At 55.3% G+C, this 16,460-nt stretch carries 16 protein-coding genes, 1 tRNA gene and 1 pseudogene; 5 read left to right on the top strand and 13 right to left on the bottom strand.

Annotation, left to right across the window (positions count from 1 at the left end; all coding sequences use genetic code 11):
* Positions 1–5: 5 nt before the first annotated feature.
* From ROLI_RS11870 to ROLI_RS11860, 3 genes are all read right to left on the bottom strand, one after another.
* Complete coding sequence (locus ROLI_RS11870) at positions 6–1,358, bottom strand: MmgE/PrpD family protein (RefSeq protein WP_187429658.1); 1,353 nt, start codon at positions 1,356–1,358, stop codon at positions 6–8.
* A gap of 65 nt (positions 1,359–1,423) precedes the next feature.
* The gene (mmsB, locus tag ROLI_RS11865; protein WP_187429659.1) at positions 1,424–3,349 is read right to left on the bottom strand and encodes a 3-hydroxyisobutyrate dehydrogenase; all 1,926 of its coding nucleotides are present in this window, start codon (positions 3,347–3,349) and stop codon (positions 1,424–1,426) included.
* A 614-nt stretch (positions 3,350–3,963) separates the two neighbouring features.
* Positions 3,964–5,463: a CoA-acylating methylmalonate-semialdehyde dehydrogenase gene (locus ROLI_RS11860; protein ID WP_187429660.1), complete on the bottom strand. Its 1,500-nt coding sequence runs from the start codon at positions 5,461–5,463 to the stop codon at positions 3,964–3,966.
* Between the two features lie 203 nt (positions 5,464–5,666).
* Here ROLI_RS11860 and ROLI_RS11855 point away from each other — a divergent pair, with 203 nt between their 5' ends.
* From ROLI_RS11855 to coaD, 3 genes are all read left to right on the top strand, one after another.
* A complete protein-coding gene (locus tag ROLI_RS11855) occupies positions 5,667–6,563 on the top strand; it encodes a LysR family transcriptional regulator (RefSeq protein WP_187429661.1) in 897 nt (298 codons plus the stop codon).
* A gap of 60 nt (positions 6,564–6,623) precedes the next feature.
* Positions 6,624–7,058: a CBS domain-containing protein gene (locus tag ROLI_RS11850; protein ID WP_187429662.1), complete on the top strand. Its 435-nt coding sequence runs from the start codon at positions 6,624–6,626 to the stop codon at positions 7,056–7,058.
* A gap of 100 nt (positions 7,059–7,158) precedes the next feature.
* Complete coding sequence (gene coaD / locus ROLI_RS11845; protein ID WP_187429663.1) at positions 7,159–7,656, top strand: pantetheine-phosphate adenylyltransferase; 498 nt, start codon at positions 7,159–7,161, stop codon at positions 7,654–7,656.
* Here coaD and gap (ROLI_RS11840) read toward each other — a convergent pair.
* Together gap (ROLI_RS11840) and gap (ROLI_RS11835) are read right to left on the bottom strand one after the other, a co-directional pair.
* Positions 7,653–8,654, bottom strand: a complete 1,002-nt coding sequence (gap, locus tag ROLI_RS11840; protein ID WP_187429664.1) for a type I glyceraldehyde-3-phosphate dehydrogenase — start codon at positions 8,652–8,654, stop codon at positions 7,653–7,655. The two genes, coaD and gap (ROLI_RS11840), sit on opposite strands and share 4 nt — an antisense overlap.
* Positions 8,655–8,947: 293 nt before the next feature.
* Positions 8,948–9,949 (bottom strand): type I glyceraldehyde-3-phosphate dehydrogenase, encoded by a 1,002-nt coding sequence (gene gap, locus ROLI_RS11835; protein ID WP_187429665.1) that lies wholly within the window; start codon positions 9,947–9,949, stop codon positions 8,948–8,950.
* A gap of 211 nt (positions 9,950–10,160) precedes the next feature.
* Between gap (ROLI_RS11835) and ROLI_RS11830 the strand changes: the two genes are divergently transcribed.
* Positions 10,161–11,126 carry a DUF808 domain-containing protein gene (locus ROLI_RS11830; protein ID WP_187429666.1) on the top strand — a complete coding sequence of 322 codons (966 nt, stop codon included), beginning with the start codon at positions 10,161–10,163 and terminating at the stop codon, positions 11,124–11,126.
* A 57-nt stretch (positions 11,127–11,183) separates the two neighbouring features.
* Here the strand turns inward: ROLI_RS11830 and ROLI_RS11825 are convergent, their stop codons facing one another.
* The 4 genes and pseudogenes from ROLI_RS11825 to ROLI_RS11810 form a co-directional block, all read right to left on the bottom strand.
* Positions 11,184–11,411 carry a hypothetical protein gene (locus ROLI_RS11825; RefSeq protein WP_187429667.1) on the bottom strand — a complete coding sequence of 76 codons (228 nt, stop codon included), beginning with the start codon at positions 11,409–11,411 and terminating at the stop codon, positions 11,184–11,186.
* A gap of 349 nt (positions 11,412–11,760) precedes the next feature.
* Positions 11,761–12,278, bottom strand: a pseudogene (locus tag ROLI_RS11820) (antirestriction protein ArdA).
* A gap of 188 nt (positions 12,279–12,466) precedes the next feature.
* Entirely contained in the window at positions 12,467–12,643 is a 177-nt protein-coding gene (locus tag ROLI_RS11815) for a hypothetical protein (protein ID WP_222869469.1), read from the bottom strand.
* A 78-nt stretch (positions 12,644–12,721) separates the two neighbouring features.
* Positions 12,722–13,015 carry a hypothetical protein gene (locus ROLI_RS11810; RefSeq protein WP_187429668.1) on the bottom strand — a complete coding sequence of 98 codons (294 nt, stop codon included), beginning with the start codon at positions 13,013–13,015 and terminating at the stop codon, positions 12,722–12,724.
* Positions 13,016–13,268: 253 nt separating this feature from the next.
* Here ROLI_RS11810 and ROLI_RS11805 point away from each other — a divergent pair.
* Positions 13,269–13,358: transfer RNA gene (locus ROLI_RS11805), tRNA-Ser, on the top strand.
* Positions 13,359–13,461: 103 nt separating this feature from the next.
* Here ROLI_RS11805 and ROLI_RS11800 read toward each other — a convergent pair.
* The 4 genes from ROLI_RS11800 to ROLI_RS11785 all read right to left on the bottom strand — a co-directional run bounded on the left by ROLI_RS11800 (position 13,462) and on the right by ROLI_RS11785 (position 16,451).
* Positions 13,462–14,493, bottom strand: a complete 1,032-nt coding sequence (locus ROLI_RS11800) for a tyrosine-type recombinase/integrase (protein ID WP_338469158.1) — start codon at positions 14,491–14,493, stop codon at positions 13,462–13,464.
* Positions 14,494–15,161: 668 nt separating this feature from the next.
* Positions 15,162–15,371 (bottom strand): helix-turn-helix domain-containing protein, encoded by a 210-nt coding sequence (locus ROLI_RS11795; RefSeq protein ID WP_187432370.1) that lies wholly within the window; start codon positions 15,369–15,371, stop codon positions 15,162–15,164.
* 81 nt (positions 15,372–15,452) lie between these two features.
* Positions 15,453–16,271, bottom strand: a complete 819-nt coding sequence (locus ROLI_RS11790) for a hypothetical protein (protein WP_187432369.1) — start codon at positions 16,269–16,271, stop codon at positions 15,453–15,455.
* Positions 16,272–16,451, bottom strand: coding sequence for a hypothetical protein (locus ROLI_RS11785; RefSeq protein ID WP_187432368.1), 180 nt, complete (start codon positions 16,449–16,451; stop codon positions 16,272–16,274).
* Positions 16,452–16,460: the final 9 nt, after the last annotated feature.

The raw sequence follows: 16,460 nt of genomic DNA, 5'->3' as shown, positions 1-16,460 counted from the left end.
AGAGGCTAACTACTATATGCACCCGGCGGTGGGGATAAACAAAGATCCCGCAGCCGCGCGAAATCGGCCCGAGAAAGCTGGTCAAATTCAATCGCGAGGGTTTCAATCTCGTGAGCGCGCGCCGGGCCGAGCACAGGGTCGGCGAAGAGGTGGAATTTCTCGGAGATTTCAGTGTCTGACAGGGGCAAATCGGTATCTCCGCGCGGGGTGCGTGGAGCGGCTTCAACCCGGCGCCCATCGCGCAGATAAAACGCCACCTGCGCCCATCTCTTGCCGTCACTGATGGCGGTAAAGTGATCATCATCAATAAGTTCTGTGGCTTTGCTTATGTTCACAATATCCGGGTCCCGGAGGGTTTCTTCGGCCAGTTCCGGCACGCCAACCTGTCCACGTACAATCATGGCGGCCACGGGAAAGGCGATGGCATAGGCAAATTCATCAGGCGTCTTCGGTTGGTGCCCGGCCAGGCGCGTGGCGTTGTGGAAGGTGCGGATTTCGACGCGCTCAATCTGGCTGTGATGCAGATCATGATCGCGCATCAGCTCCTGCGCGGCATCCAGTGCAGGATGTGCCCATCGGCAGCAGGGATAGGGTTTGTAATGCGTATCCTCTGCCAACCGCCATGCCATGCCGAGGTCTTCCCAGAAGGTCGGAGCCTCTTCGCAGGTCAGGGCCGGGGCACCGGTAAACCCTCGCTGTGCGAGAAAGGCCGCCGTTATACCGGAGGGCGCACCCCATCCGACCCCGTCGCGCAGCATTGTGGGATGATCAATGCAGCGCATCATCTGACTGCGGGGGCCATGATATTCACCGATCCCCGCCGCGTGCCTGATCTGATCCGCGCTGCAGTCCAGCGCGCGGGCGCAGGCTGTCGCAACGCCGACCGCCGTCCAGGCACCAGAGGTATGGTAATCTGGGCAGGTGGCGTGTTGAGCCAGACCCGCTCGGTAACTGACCTCATAGGCGATGGCTAAAAGTAACGCAAATTCAATGCCGTCAATATCGTCCTTAATGTCACCCATGGCCAGCAGGGCCGGGAAAACCGCCGATCCCGCGTGCCCTTTGCAGGGTGATGTTCCGTCATGTGCGTCGACACTGTCTATGATGAAGCCGCCCGCCATCGCCGCACCCGCGGGGCTGAGGCGGGCACCGTGCATGAGGATGCGGCTCGCGCCAATCGTCCCGGCACCGAACATCGCCAATGCCGTGTCGCGGGCGATCAAAGCCATCGTGGTCGTAGAGCCAATTGCCGCAACCCCCATCGTGTCCAGAAAAGAGCGGCGCAAGACTTTAAGAACGGCCTCGGGGAGATCGTCATAGCTCAACTCGGCGGCAAACTGGTGAAAGGCTCTGGTCATCGCGGCTCGCTGTTATTTGCCGCAATTCTACCTTGCTTTTCTGGAGGTGGCGGTCTGTTTGCGACCTAGCTGGGCCTGCTGCGCGCGACAAATCGCGGCAACATGGCGGAGAAATCCTTGCCCAAACCCTCCTCCTCCTCGACAAATCGGGTGTAGAGCGCAAGAGCCAATGCGCCCATTGGCGTATCCGCATCTACGGCCGCCGCGGCCTGTTGAGACAAGCCGAGGTCTTTTACCATAAGTTCCGATGCAAAGCCGGGGGTATATTCATTATCTGCGGGCGTCTCTGGGCCAATGCCTGGTGCCGGGCAATAGGTGTTCATCGACCAACTGCTCCCTGAGGAGGTGCTGACGACGTCAAACATCTTTTGGCGATCCAGTCCAAGTTTATCGGCAAGGGCAAAAGCTTCACATGTTGCCACCATCGTGGCCCCCAGGATCATATTATTGCAGATCTTGGCAGCTTGACCTGCACCGGATGCACCGCAATGGACGGACTTCTGACCCATGATATCGAACATCGGCTTTGCTTTGGCGAACGCCGTGTCACTGCCGCCCGCCATGAAGGTCAAACTGCCCGCCGCCGCGCCGCCGATCCCGCCAGAAACCGGCGCATCAACAAACAGGATACCGGCGTCTTCCGCCTGTGCGGCCACATCGCGCGCGCTCTCCACGTCCACGGTGGAGCAATCCAGCAACAACGCGCCCTTGGGCATGGTCGGCAGAACGCAAGCCGCAACCTGCTTCAGGATCGCGCCGTTGGGAAGCATGGTGATGACGACATCGGCATTCTGCGCCGCAGCGGCGGGGTCGGATACAATTGTGACGCCCTCGGGTGATGTTAAAGCGGTGTCAAAACCGCTCACGATACACCCCGCTCTGGCCAGATTTGCCGCCATAGGCGCGCCCATATTTCCCAACCCGATAAACCCAACCTTGATCGCGCTCATGCGTGTCTCCTCCAGTTTCAATGTGTTTTCTCCCAAAGGCATAAGCATTTTACTGACCGCAATCGCGGGAACATTTCTGTTTGCATATTGCCAGTTTGGCTTGCGATCCTTGTCTATGATCGCGGCGCGGATACCTTCGATGAAATCACCGTGCTCCATGGCGCGTGATGTGAAGCGATATTCAAGGTCGAGAGCTTTTTCGATGCTCGCGGAGGGGCCGCGCAATCGGTGGATGATCTCCACCGCGCAGGCCATGGAGAGCGGGCTGTTGCGGCGAAGACTCTTTGTCGCCTGCTTTGCAAAGTCGCTATGGTCGCGTTGCAAACTGTTCTGGATGTCCCCCAGTGTTTCCCCGCCAAAGTGGCTATCAATCAGGGGTTGTAATCCTGCAAGACCCTCTGCGGGGGCAGGTGCGCTGGCTGCTTGAAGGCACTCGGGCGTTTCGCCGTTTTCCAGTCGTCGGATTAAATCGGGCCAATGCGCCTGCGGTATGAATAAATCAGCAAATCCGGCAAGAATAGCATCACCCGCTGACATCCGCGCTGCCGTCAAAGCCAAGTATTCGCCCAGCCGCCCCGGTGCCAGCGCAAGCATAAGGCTGCCGCCAACGTCCGGAACGAGGCCGATACCGCATTCAGGCATCGCGATCTTGCTACTTTCGCCGACGATGCGATGGGAGCCGTGACAGCCGATCCCGACCCCGCCACCCATCGTGAACCCCTGTAGAAATGAAATAATTGGCTTGGGGTAGGCAAAGATTTTCGCGTTTAACCTGTATTCATCCGCCCAGAACCTTTGTCCGAAGCCGAAATCCCACCGTAACCCCGCAGCGTAAAGTTCCGCAATATCACCCCCTGAACAGAAGGCCCGTTCCCCAGCGCCGTCCAGCACCACTTGGCTCACACCCGTGTCTTCGCGCCAGGTGTCGAGCGCCGTTTCGATCGCGAGACACATCTGATAGGTTACCGCGTTCAACGCATCCGGGCGGTCAAGCGTGATGCGTCCTGTCGTGCCGGTCACCTTGATTTTAATGTCTTTCACTGCGAACCATCCCCGAAACCGGTTTCGCTCATGTATCGCGCGGCAGGTCACCGCTTTCAAGGTGCGCTGAGCGATGAAGTTGTATCATCGCGATAGTGCGATGACAGAATCCTCGAATCATTACGTCAAGCAAAAAGATCGTAATACGGGAAATCTGTAAATTTTGATCGATTTTAAGCTGAATCACATCGCCGATTTATGAAATTTCAATCTTAGGTTGACATTATGAAAATATAAAACTCTGAACGTCAAAGTGATGAAAAGAAAGGCCAATTTTACTCGGTAAGATGGAGTTATTATCCTGCCCAGCCGCGCAATATTTTTCGAACGTTATCCTTTGCGGCAAAACTCCGCTTGTGGTATATTTCCGCTGGGTAGCGAATGTTTTCGCTTTCGGGGTCGCCACATTGGAGTTTTGTCTTGCATGAAGTCGTGCGAGGGTTCGGAGCCTAGGGTGGTGGATATAACCGAAGGACGGGTAATTGGGATTCCGGCTGATTGCTGGATGTTGCTCTCGGTAACACGGGGGTGTGGCATCGAAGGATGCCGTGGAATATTTGAAAGAGACGAATTTTAAACGGTTCGGGGCGGTTCTTTGAACCGCCCCAATTCTTTTATTCCATCGGCTTGAAGTTGAATTCGCCACCTTCCTTGATGCCGGAGGGCCAGCGTGACGTGATGGTTTTTGTACGCGTGTAGAATTTGAACGCATCTGGCCCATGCTGGTTCAAATCGCCAAACATGGATTTTTTCCATCCGCCGAACGTGTGATAAGCCAGCGGAACGGGGATTGGCACATTCACACCGATCATGCCCACATTGACCCGGTTGGCAAAATCGCGCGCCGCATCGCCGTCGCGGGTAAAGATTGCGGTTCCGTTGCCATATTCGTGATCCATGGCCAGACCCAGGGCCTCCTCATAACTTTGTGCCCGCACGGTCGACAAGACCGGACCGAAGATCTCATGCTTATAAATGTCCATATCCTTGGTCACGTGATCAAACAGATGCGGGCCGACAAAAAAACCGTCCTCATAGCCTTGCAGGTTAAAATTGCGCCCATCCACGACCAGTTTCGCGCCCTGATCAATACCGGTTTGCACAAGACGCTCGATATTCGCCTTGGCGGCCGCCGTGACGACAGGGCCGTAATCCACGTCCGCGCCCGCCGTATAGGGGCCAACTTTCAGCTTTTCGATACGCGGCACCAGCTTTTCGATCAGCCGGTCCGCAGTTTCATCTCCGACGGGTACGGCCACCGAGATCGCCATGCAGCGTTCGCCCGCCGCCCCGTATCCGGCGCCGATCAACGCATCCGCTGCTTGGTCCAAATCGGCGTCGGGCATAATGATCATGTGGTTCTTGGCACCGCCAAAACACTGGACGCGCTTGCCGTTCGCGCAGCCTGTGCCGTAGATATATTCAGCAATCGCCGTGGAGCCGACGAAGCCGATGGATTGCACGATCTCGTCGTGCAATAGGGCGTCGACGGCTTCTTTGTCACCATTCACCACTTGCAGGATGCCCTTGGGCAGACCGGCCTCTTCCATCAATTCCGCCAGCATCAAGGGCACGGAAGGGTCCCGCTCGGAGGGTTTGAGGATGAAGGCGTTGCCGCAGGCGATGGCGGGCGCAAACATCCACATCGGGATCATCGCAGGGAAGTTAAACGGCGTGATTCCGGCCGTCACGCCAAGCGCCTGTCGCATGGAATACATGTCGATGCCGGGGCCCGCGCTATCGGTATAGTCGCCCTTGAGCAGCTGCGGCGCGCCGATGCAATATTCCACCACTTCGAGCCCGCGTTGCACGTCGCCGGCCGCATCCGGCAGCGTCTTGCCGTGTTCACGGCTGAGCGCCTCGGCCAGCTTGTCCATGTCGCGGTTCAGCAAATCCACGAATTTCATCATGACGCGCGCCCGGCGCTGCGGGTTCACGGCGGCCCATGCCGGTTGCGCGGCGGCGGCGATGGCCACGGCCTGCTCGACTTCGGCCTTGGAGGCGAGGGGGCATTTGGCTTGAACCTCACCCGTCGCCGGGTTCATGACGTCTGCAAAGCGCCCGGAGGTGCCTTTGACATGTGCGCCGTTCAGGTAGTGGGTTAATTCTTGCATGGTCTTCTCCGAATTCAGGGTGCCGTCATTGTATTACGTGTTGGACCGCCGCACAAAAGCGGGGAGTCGTTCTTGTTGGGCACCATAGGCTTGCAAAAACCAAGGTGAAAGAGGCAAGGTGGCAAAGTTATTTTGCGTTTTTGCATTATGCTCGCCTCTTATGGGGGCGAGCGGTGCCGCATTATGTCCGGAGAGGGTTCAGTTTGTATACCAATTGGGATGACCTGCGCTTGTTTCTGGCGGTTGCGCGCGAAGAAACCCTGTCAGGGGCCGGCAAGGTCTTGCGACTTGATCCGGCCACCGTGGGGCGCAGAATGCAGCGGCTGGAGGCGGCATTGCAGGCCACGCTATTTGCAAAATCACCCCAAGGCTACAGCCTCACCGATGCAGGGGCCGCCCTATTGAGCAGGGCAGAAACGGCGGAGCGCGCAATGCGCAGTGCGATCGCTGAGTTGCCGGACACAACGGATCGATTGACCGGACAAATTCGCATCGGCGCACCGGATGGCAGCGCCAATTATCTGTTGCCGCAGGTCTGCGCGGCCATTTCGGATGACAACCCGGATCTCGATATTCAGATCGTCGCATTGCCAAGGGTGTTCAACCTGTCGCGACGCGAGGCGGATATGGCGATTGCTGTGAGCGCGCCCACTGCAGGGCGGCTGGTCGTGCAGAAGATCACCGAGTATCATTTGCATCTGGCCGCATCTGAGGCCTATCTGGCGGCGCATCCGCCTATCCAATCCGCTTCTGATCTCAAGCATCACAGGCTTGTCGGCTACATCCCGGACATGATTTTCGATCGCGAGTTGGACTATCTTGGCGACCTGGGCATCACGCGGGTACCCTTGGCGTCAAATTCAGTGTCGGTGCAGATCAACTGGATCCGGCAGGGCGGCGGCGTCGGGGTCGCCCATGATTTTTCAATCCCTGCAATGCCGGGCGTGCGGCGGATCCTGATCGATCAGATCAGCCTGACACGCGCTTTCTATCTCATTCGCCACACGGATGATCAGCGTAACCCGCGTTTGAGCCGTTTTGCGCAGGCGCTGAGTACCGGGTTGCGGGCGGAAGTGGCGCGATTGGAAGGGCTGGCTTGACTTGAGGACGCTTTGCGGTGACGCTGGTTTTGTCTTCAACACGTTTTAAGGAGGTCCGGCATGTTGGTATCCCAGATCCTGAAAACCAAGGCACAGCAAGACGTTGTGACGGTTTCCCCTACATTGTCCATTGCGGAGGCCGCCAAGATCCTCTCGGAAAAGCGGATTGGTACGGTCGTGGTGTCACGCGATGGTGCGACGGCGGATGGCATTCTGTCTGAACGCGATATAGTGCGCGAGATCGGTGCGCGGGGGGCGGGGTGTCTGAGCCATACCGTCGAAACCCTGATGACCACAAGGCTTGTGACCTGTGGACAGGAGGAGGCCGCAGATTCGGTCTTGCAGCAGATGACCGATGGGCGGTTTCGTCACATGCCAGTGCTGAATGCCGGTGTATTGATCGGGGTCATTTCGCTAGGCGATGTGGTCAAGGCAAAGCTCATGGAGCTGTCGATGGAGAAAAATGCCCTTGAAGGCATGATCATGGGGCATTGATTTAATGTAATCCATTGCCTGTCTTAGTCGCGGTAAATGGCTTGCAATCATGGACGCAAAGTGGTCGTTTGTGACCAAATCTAATTACAGGAGAGACCACATGCGTGTTGGCCTCTATCCGGGCACTTTTGATCCCATCACATTGGGCCATCTCGATATTATCAGACGGGCAAGCACCTTGGTGGATCGTCTCGTCATCGGTGTTGCAATAAATCGCGACAAGGGGCCGCTGTTTGATTTCGAAGAACGTGTCGCGATGGTGGAGGCCGAATGTGCAGGCCTGGCCGCGCAGCAAGGCATTGAAATTATCGTGCACCCCTTTGAAAATCTGCTGATTGACTGCGCGCGTGACGTCGGGGCGCAGATCATCCTGCGCGGGCTGCGTGCGGTTGCGGATTTCGAATACGAATATCAAATGGTTGGCATGAACCGCCAGCTGGATGATGGGATTGAGACGATTTTCCTGATGGCGGAGGCACAACATCAGGCAATTGCAAGCAAGCTCGTCAAGGAGATTGCGCGTCTGGATGGGGATGTCAGTAAATTTGTGACGCCGCAGGTGCGATCACAGCTCATGGCGCGGTTGGGCAAGATTTAGAGAAAGCGGCCCATGCGTCCTGCCGTGTCCAGCAACCTGTTGGAAAATCCCCATTCATTGTCATACCATGCCAAAACCCGGACCCAGGAACCGCTCTGTACGCGGGTCTGATCCAGAGCAATGATCGCACTGTTAGGATCCTTTTTGAGGTCCGAAGACACCAGCCTGTCCGGGGTGGTCGCAAGGATTCCTGACAGCGCACCGGTTGCGGCCGCGTCAAAGGCTGCGTTGACGGTGCCGACGCTGACGTCACGGCGCAGTTCCACACTGAGGTCACAACAAGATACATTGGGCGTTGGGACCCGGATCGCCTGCGCGGTGATCCGACCGGCGAGCTCAGGCAAGACCAACCCGAGGCTTTCCCCGGCGCCGGTCGTGGTCGGGATCATCGACAGGCCCGCCGCGCGCCCACGATTGGGATCGACATGCGGGGCGTCCTGGATCGGTTGATTTCCCGTATAGCAATGTACGGTTGTCATCATACCGCGCTCGATCCCGAAGGTGCCATGCAATACCTGCGCCACCGGAACGAGGCAATTGGTCGTGCAGGAGGCGTTTGAAATCAGCAGGTCTTCTGCGGTGATGATCTCATCGTTGACGCCAAAAACGACCGTCTTTATGTCCCCTTTTGCGGGGGCGGAGAGCAACACGCGCCGCGTCCCATTTTGCAAATGGCGCAACGCCGCCTCGGGGGTCGTAAAAGCGCCGCTACATTCGAGCGCAATGTCAACGTCCTGCCAAGGCAAAAGCGCGGGATCGGGTTGTGCTGTGACGCGTATCGGCCCCAAACCAACATCGATGGTGTTTTCGGTGATCTGGACTCCGGGGCGGTGGCGTCCATGCAGGCTGTCATATTCAAAAAGATGGCCCAGAGTATCGCTGGGATGCAGATCGTTGACCGCCACAACCTCAAACTCACGCCTGCCGCTTTCCACCAGTGCGCGCAGAACGGTCCGCCCAATACGACCAAACCCGTTGATTCCCAGTCTGATTTTCATTTTGCGTATACTTTGCAAATGTTGTCAGGCTTGTTTGCAAATTGATTGAGACTCATCGCCAAAACGCCAGCCATTCTTTGAACTCGAAGAGTTTTTTGCCCCTGAAAACGATGGTATCGGCACCAAAAAAATAACTGATCCGTAAACAGAAGCACTAACACAATAAGCCCAGGGGCGATGGCCTTGCCACTCCTCATAGATTGCCTTCCGAATGCTCTTTGTCGGGTCCGCGATCGGTTCCGACTACAGATGCGTATGACAGTCTGTTCTGGAGCCCGCAAGTCTGCGGAAGATCAGCCCAGATGGCCCATACTGACGGCGACGTCGGCCATACGGGCAGAAAACGCCCATTCATTGTCATACCATGCAAGCACACGTACCGTCCGCCCCGCAACGACTTTGGTCTGATCCGGCGCCACAATGCAGCTATGTTCGGTATGGTTGAAATCAATCGACACCTTTGCCTCTGAGTCATAGGCCATAACGCGGGACATTGGACCCAGCGCCGCGGCTTGCAAGGCGGCGTTCACCTCCTCGACCGTCACATCACGCGCGGCTTCAAATGTCAGATCAACGGCCGATACATTGGGCGTCGGCACACGGATCGCGGTGCCATCGAGTTTCCCGGCAAGCTGTGGCAGAACTTCACCCAATGCTTTTGCGGCCCCTGTGGAGGTGGGGATGATGGCCATCGCGGCAGCACGTGCGCGATAGAGATCATCATGCCGCCGGTCCAGCGTTGGTTGGTCGCCCGTATAGGAGTGGATCGTTGTCATGATGCCGCGTTCGATCCCGATCGCCTCATCCATGACCTTGGCCAAAGGTGCCAGGCAATTGGTGGTACAGGACCCATTTGATATCATCGTATCGCTGGGCAGCAAATCGCGGTGGTTCACGCCATATACGATGGTGCGGTCCACATGTTTGGCCGGCGCGGAGATCAAAACGCGTTTTGCACCGCGCTCGATATGGGTTTTGGCTTTCTCGCCATCGTTGAACTGTCCGGTGCATTCCAAAACGACATCAACATCACCCCAATCGAGCGCGTTCATATCGTAAGTCGACATCATCCGGATCGGGCCTCGGCCCAGATCAAGCGAATTCGCCCCGACGATGACGTCACCGGGGAAACGGCCATGGACGGAGTCGTATTTGATCAGATGCGCCGCCGTTTCCAGCGGTCCCGTGGCATTTACCGCCACCACATCAATATCGTTGCGCCCCGATGTCGCGATGTAGGATAGCGTGCAACGTCCGATGCGTCCAAAACCATTGATACCAACTCTGATCGTCATGACTGCACTCCACACCGCTGAATTTCATGCTCTATAGCGGTTTTGTTGTTTTTGAGGAATGCTTAAAGCGTTTTGTTTTCATTATGTTAGCGTTAAACCTCGGCGCTTTATGGTTAATGCACGTCTTACGTGTGCGCTTAATCACGATTGCAAAGCGGCGTTGGGCGCTTTAAAAAATTATTGGCAGGTTTTTGGGGGTGGGGCGGCAAGAATGAGCGGATTGTTAGCGCTATTGGACGACGTCGCGGGAATCGCCAAGGTTGCGGCCGCTTCGGTCGATGACGTGATCGGGCAGGCGGCAAAGGCCGGAGCGAAGTCAGCAGGTGCGGTGATCGATGATGCGGCGGTGACACCCAAATACGTCCAGGGGTTCACGGCGGATCGTGAGCTACCAGTCATTTGGCGGATCGCCAAAGGGTCTTTTGTCAACAAACTGGTCTATCTTTTGCCCATCGGACTTTTGCTGTCGAATTTTGTGCCCTGGCTGATTACGCCTTTGCTAATGATTGGAGGGGCGTACCTTTGTTTTGAAGGCGCGGAAAAGATCGCCCATGCGCTTGGGATGGGCGGGCATGCGCATGTGGAGTCGCCCGAGCAAAGTGGCGAAATCCACGATCCTGCGCATCTCGAAGAGCAAAAAGCTGCGGGGGCCATCAAGACAGATTTCATCCTGTCCGCGGAGATCATGACGATTTCTTTGGCAGCAATCCCGCCAAGCAATTTCTGGATGGAGGCTGCGACGCTGGCCACGGTTGCGATCATGATCACGGTGGTGGTGTACGGTTCAGTGGCTTTGATCGTCAAGGCGGATGATCTGGGACTGGCCATGGCGGCCAGGGGGCGATTGGTTGTGACGCGCGCTTTGGGTCGCGCCATCGTAAAGGCCATGCCGGGGGTGATGTGGGGCCTCACTGTTATTGGTACGGCGGCGATGTTATGGGTCGGCGGCAGCATTATCGTTCATGGATTGGAAGTGCTGGGTTTGCCTTGGTTGGGGCACCATATTCACGACGTAGCCGAGGCGATTGGTCATGCGATGCCGGATAACGTGACAGGCGCGGGCACATGGGCGGCCAAAGCGATCATGGATGGTATTTTGGGCGTTGCATTGGGTTTGGCGCTGATACCGCTGGGCGAAAAACTCATCACGCCGATGTGGCGCAAGATCTTTGGCTAGGCGCGCAGTGCCGGAAACCTCTTCGTTTCGCGCAAGCCTCAATCTTCAGAAGCGGCGCTATGATCCGCTATCCGCATTCAGGCCGATGGTATGGAGGAACTTTCGGTTCACAATACGTGCCAGAGTGACCAAAGAGAAAACCGCTGCGAGGCAAATAAAGGCCGCCGCCGCCGCCCACCAGTAGTTGAGTAAAGCCTGCCAGAGGCCGTGGCCCGTGAGTAGGGTCGCGACCGCGGCAATAAAACCTGATATACCGCCCACAAATACGAAAGCAAAAGCCATCATTAGCCCTCCTATACTACATTGTGAGAAGAAACCCTTAACGGGTGGTTAAGAGGGTAGGGAATTACGTAATCAGAGTTAACAAGCGTTAGCGTTTTGTGTGTCTAAAGCGCGTGTTTCAGGTGACAAACAATACCGAACATAAGTTCGTCGAAGACGCCGTTCGGTATAGGCATTGTATTGAAAAAAAAGGTAAAGGGTCACGTAGCCTGTTGAAAAAAGCAGCTGGTACCACACGGGAGTTGATTGAAATAAGCTTTGATCGGCTGGCATCTGCGATCAAGCGTGACTAATTGATATGGCCACTCCCACAATGCCCTGCCATGTCAGTCTGTATCTCTCTGTGCTCATATCAATGGCTCCAGAACACGTGGACTTGCTCAAAGCCTGTATCGATGGTGAAGACATCATTGATTTCGATATCCCGCGCCATCGCTTCATAGTCGATGTAGAAGCGCAAGCTTTCGGGGATGTCGGTGCTTTGCTCGGTCAATTCCTCGGCAAACTCAGCCAAGGATTTGTACTCACCTCATAGGCGTCCTCGATGGCCTTCTTCGCGTCATCCAAACTGCTCAGATGGTTGACAAGCCGTCCGCCGATCTCGCCATGTTCCGAGATGAACGCCGCCAACTCTGAGACCTCGGCAAAACCCTCATACTCTGACAGTTGTACGCCACAAAAGCCTTCGTAGTCATGGATTGCCCATTCTTCAGCGTCTTCCATTGGTGACGCCGCAAGCATCGCTCTTACATCATCATAGATGGCGTAAGATCCCTGTTCCGCATCTATCCAGCATCCATGCAGGATGCCGTTATTAAAAGCTGCCAGACAGGCAACATATATTCTGATATCTCCTTCAAACTGTTTCATTTTTTCTTCCCCTTTCATTGGGTATGGGTTGCTCATGCAACCTTGCCCTTCGGCGAGAATGGGGGTGCAAACGGAAGGTGAAATCGGCGAAAGATTGTCGTCGTTGTTGGGGGAGACCTTCAGGGGGAACCGACAACGATCATAATCTGTTCGATCTGTTTTGCTTGAAGTGCGCCGGGGGCAAAGCCCTAATGCGCAAAGGCCTCTGGCACGGGCTCAACGATGACAGGCAAGGTTATCTCCCCGGAGGGCGTCATGATGTTCACGCGGTCCAGCGGCGGGTGCAGCGGATTAGGATGGAAACGTCCCGCCATCCAGAGCTGTCTCAAATAGGATTCGCGTTCGGCGTAGATCGGGCCAGACACGCGCCCAGCATTGCGACGATGTCTTATTCATTCGAGATACGCGGTGATCTGCCTACCCATACGGGCAGTAGATATCGGCTATTCGCGGGGGCTGGTCTTTGAGTGGGGGTCAATTTGCCATTGCCAGGGTGGATCAGGGTGCCAGGGTTTCATCGCAATTGACACCCTGGCATCCTTCGCATTCAGCAATCTATTTCCAAAGTGTTGATTGCGCAAACCCTGCGCCAGAATCAAATCATGAAATTCCCAAATATCGCCCCAAGGCCAATGCGCAGGAGGATCTTCTAGTATTTCCGCGACGTTGCCGAATTCAGGGAAGTCCTTCAACTTTTCAACACGCCCCCTTTGCGTTTCATTTTCACGATCATTCATTTCTGCCCTACATTCGATCAAAAGCCATTGCGATATTGGCAAAGGGTTAAGTTGAGTTCAGGAAACCAATGACCAGAAATTTGCCCTAAATCCTTTTATTTCATACAAAAAATTTCGAAAAATTGACCAGACTTTGCCCAAAATCGATGCCGAAACGTGCTATTTCTTGCCATATACGGCCTACCAGAAGAAATTCAAAAAGGCTCAGAAATAGCCTTGTATTATAGGTATTTGCGCGTTTATACCGATTGGTGGAGATGTGGCCGAGTGGTCGAAGGCGCTCCCCTGCTAAGGGAGTAGGCCCGGAAGGGTCTCGAGGGTTCGAATCCCTTCGTCTCCGCCACTACTCTTGTATAGTACGTTGATTTTTATGTGAAATTTCACCCAATATGAATTTCGTTCCCACATTTATTCCCACATCGAGCTGTTGCTTAGATTGGGCAGTTTCAATCCACATCAGACGTAGTTCCCGTAATCAACTTGCGTTGTGCATCGCGGCTGATTTGGCCGTAACTGCGCAAGGTGGTCAAGACATCTGTGTGCCCGAGGTTTTGAGAGGTGACGACGAGTTCTGCCACGGACGTGCAATGTTTGGCTGCATGGCGTGCAAGCATGTGACGAAAGGCATGCGGGCCGTAGTTGGGAATGCCTGCAGCATCATACGCTATGCGAACAATTTTGCGCACGGGTTCGGTGGTTTTCCAATGTTCACGGGTAAAGCCGTTTGCTGCGAAACCTAAATTTGAGTTGGCGGCTATAGCGGTTGCTGAAAACAATGGATCATCGGGACCGTAAAGGGCCACCTCATCGCAATAGGTCATCCAGTCCGCAAGGGCGGTTTCTGCATCATCAAATCCTTTGGCAAAGAAGGTATCAATGACCTTGCCAAATTTGGTGGCCACCTCGCGTGGGTTTTGGGTGACAGATTGTTCCCGCAGATTAATGTGTTTGATCTTGAGCGATACCAAAGCCGCGACACGAACACCTGTTAGGCAAAGAAGGGCAAAGACAGCCTTGTCGCGCTTTTGTTGTGGTGTGGCGCTGGGCATAAGGTCAAGGGCGCGATTGGCTTGGTTTATGCTGGGTGCAGGACGTGGCGGGGCCGCGCGGGCCTCTGCTTCATCGCGACGCGATAGATTGAAATAATCCGCGTCTGCCGCTCTGATACGGCTGCGAAACCCATCTTGCTGAGAAAGCCACAGGACAAATTCCCGCAAGGTTGCCAAGACAGATCGCATTGTGGATTTGCCCAAAGGCTTTCCAGTCTTCGTCTTGCTTTGTTCCAAGTGGGTGCGGAACCCCATAGCCTGCTCAATATGAAAGCGGGCAAAGTCCTTGCGCCCGTTCCAGACGTCAAACCGTTCAAGGGCTGCGATTTCACGATCCAGCGTCTTGTCCGAAAGCTGGCGGGCAAACTTGCGATATTCCAGAAAGCGGCGTTTCAGGCGTTCGTTCTTCTCGTTGGGGCGTTTGGTCATGGTAGGTTCCTAAGCTTGGGGGCCATTTTGGGATGGGGAGTTTTGGCGGGCCAGCACGGTATCTGGCAGTACAATTCCGAGTTTTCGTAATCAGAGAACACCCGCCATTCCGGCATTACCCGCAACAGGGTCGGTATGCTCAATACAAGGCTCAAAACAGTGCGTAGCGGGTGGCTTTTGAAGGCAACGCGGGGCAGTGGTCGAATGGGAAGTACAGGGGGGCTTATGTCCACCATTATAATGTCGCTTCCGCCCGCTTTATTGTGAGGTCCAGTTTGGAACGGATTTCTTGAAGGCGGGCCAAGGATATTGGCTTGCACACGATACCTTCACAGACGTCACACAGGGCGGTGAGCATGGCTTTGTTGCCTTCAATTTTACAATCCGCCATCTCGCCAGCAGGACGACGGCCCTTTCTGCAGCGCAGGCAATAAAACTCACATAGATCAGTTTTAACCTTGCGGCCTTCGCGCTGGGCGGTGATGTGACTGCGCAAGTCATCGCCGCGAATGAGGGGCGGGTGTGACGCGTCCAACAGGGGCAACCCATCCCGTGCCCAGTTCCCAATGGTGCGGGTGGAAACGCCGACAAGTGTCGCCGCCTCCGCTTTTGTGTAGCAATGATAAGACTTGATACCGCTCAGGCGGGCTTAGGTTTGGCACGGCGACTTACTCCGCGTCCGTTTGGTAGGATGCGAGCCACTCATGGATGGCCTCGATCTTGATCAAACGGCGCGAACCGATCTTTATGCTTTTCAGATCACCTTTGGCCAAAGCGGCGTAAAGGCTTGTCCTCCCAATACCTGCAAGCCGTGCGGCTTCGTCGGGTGATACCGCGATAGGGGGTGTTGGTTGGTTGATTTGCTTCGTGGTTGTCATGGTTCATTCTCCATCATTTGGTGACAGATGAACCTTGGCGGACGTGGGCTGGATCAAAACAGACGGCCCGTTTTGATCCAGTTATGATCCACTTCTGACTTCGGAAACATACTTTCTAACTGTCGGTAGCGATGGACATTTTGCGTTTGGATGCTGGGCCTTAAACTCCGCCTGCAGCGCCTTTGCTTCGGCGTTGCGTCCTTGCAAAGTGCGGCCTTGGCTGGCCCGAAGTGCGATCAGGTCGCCTAATGGTTTTCTGTAATCATTGGGCCGCCCACCAGTGCGTTGTTTAGGAACGCCCGCGATGGTGCATAGGTTTTCAATCACCACGACTGTTCCGGTTATTGGATCAATGCTTAAAACGTCCTGCAGTCGAGCCGTGACATAAGGCGGAACAGTTAATGTGCCTTGGACCGTAAGCATAATACCAAAGGGGGATTTTATTTCGTTCGTCACGGCTGACTGAAAATCCGTCACGTCCTGCGCGTGCTGAAGGCTAGGGCACATGTAGATAACGACGTCCCCTGCGTGGCTTTCAAGCGCCCCTATGCGCCAGATATCCTTATCTAAGGGCGATGACTTGCGTCTCTTGCAGGTTAGGCCGTCTGCAATCTGCGCAACGAACGCACTTAAGTTCGGTTGCGTGGCGATCAGTTCAGAACGGGCTTTGGATACGAAACCAAAATCAGGGCAATAATGGCCGTATTGCTCGCCCTGATAGACGACCCTGGTTTCATGGGACTGGCTGCATTCGTCGCAGATGATGGATGAAACAACACCAATTTCTTCGATTAGGCTTGCTTTCATCAACGCGCCATAGGCCGGAAGGGATGAATATTCGGCCCTTCGAACGCGACAGCGCTGGATCACTAAAGTGGCAAACAGGTCTAGCGCATTCAATTATACAGCCTCTATCACATCAAACGGTTCTGGCGGCGGCGCGATCAGTTTCCAGCGATCCAGCAGGGCAATGACAAACTGACGTTCTGCTTCGGTCTTGTTTGGAATGGTGGTGGTGTTGGGGCTGCGCAATGTCACAGTCAGCGTCGTGGCCCGCTTTCCGTCGTCTGGCGTTTGCATAATCCGAAG

The organism is Roseobacter fucihabitans (assembly GCF_014337925.2).
Classification (GTDB): Bacteria; Pseudomonadota; Alphaproteobacteria; order Rhodobacterales; family Rhodobacteraceae; genus Roseobacter; species Roseobacter fucihabitans.
The sequence above is the reverse complement of the archived record's forward strand: the minus strand, read 5'-3'. Positions and strand labels throughout refer to the sequence as shown.

Coding starts and splice junctions, on each gene's coding strand:
- ROLI_RS11870 (WP_187429658.1), bottom strand. CDS start 1,358: ATGACCAGAGCCTTTCACCAGTTTGCCGCCGAGTTGAGCTATGACGAT.
- ROLI_RS11860 (WP_187429660.1), bottom strand. CDS start 5,463: ATGCAAGAATTAACCCACTACCTGAACGGCGCACATGTCAAAGGCACC.
- ROLI_RS11850 (WP_187429662.1), top strand. CDS start 6,624: ATGTTGGTATCCCAGATCCTGAAAACCAAGGCACAGCAAGACGTTGTG.
- coaD (WP_187429663.1), top strand. CDS start 7,159: ATGCGTGTTGGCCTCTATCCGGGCACTTTTGATCCCATCACATTGGGC.
- gap (WP_187429664.1), bottom strand. CDS start 8,654: ATGAAAATCAGACTGGGAATCAACGGGTTTGGTCGTATTGGGCGGACC.
- gap (WP_187429665.1), bottom strand. CDS start 9,949: ATGACGATCAGAGTTGGTATCAATGGTTTTGGACGCATCGGACGTTGC.
- ROLI_RS11830 (WP_187429666.1), top strand. CDS start 10,161: ATGAGCGGATTGTTAGCGCTATTGGACGACGTCGCGGGAATCGCCAAG.
- ROLI_RS11825 (WP_187429667.1), bottom strand. CDS start 11,411: ATGATGGCTTTTGCTTTCGTATTTGTGGGCGGTATATCAGGTTTTATT.
- ROLI_RS11810 (WP_187429668.1), bottom strand. CDS start 13,015: ATGAATGATCGTGAAAATGAAACGCAAAGGGGGCGTGTTGAAAAGTTG.
- ROLI_RS11800 (WP_338469158.1), bottom strand. CDS start 14,493: ATGACCAAACGCCCCAACGAGAAGAACGAACGCCTGAAACGCCGCTTT.
- ROLI_RS11795 (WP_187432370.1), bottom strand. CDS start 15,371: ATGACAACCACGAAGCAAATCAACCAACCAACACCCCCTATCGCGGTA.
- ROLI_RS11785 (WP_187432368.1), bottom strand. CDS start 16,451: ATGCAAACGCCAGACGACGGAAAGCGGGCCACGACGCTGACTGTGACA.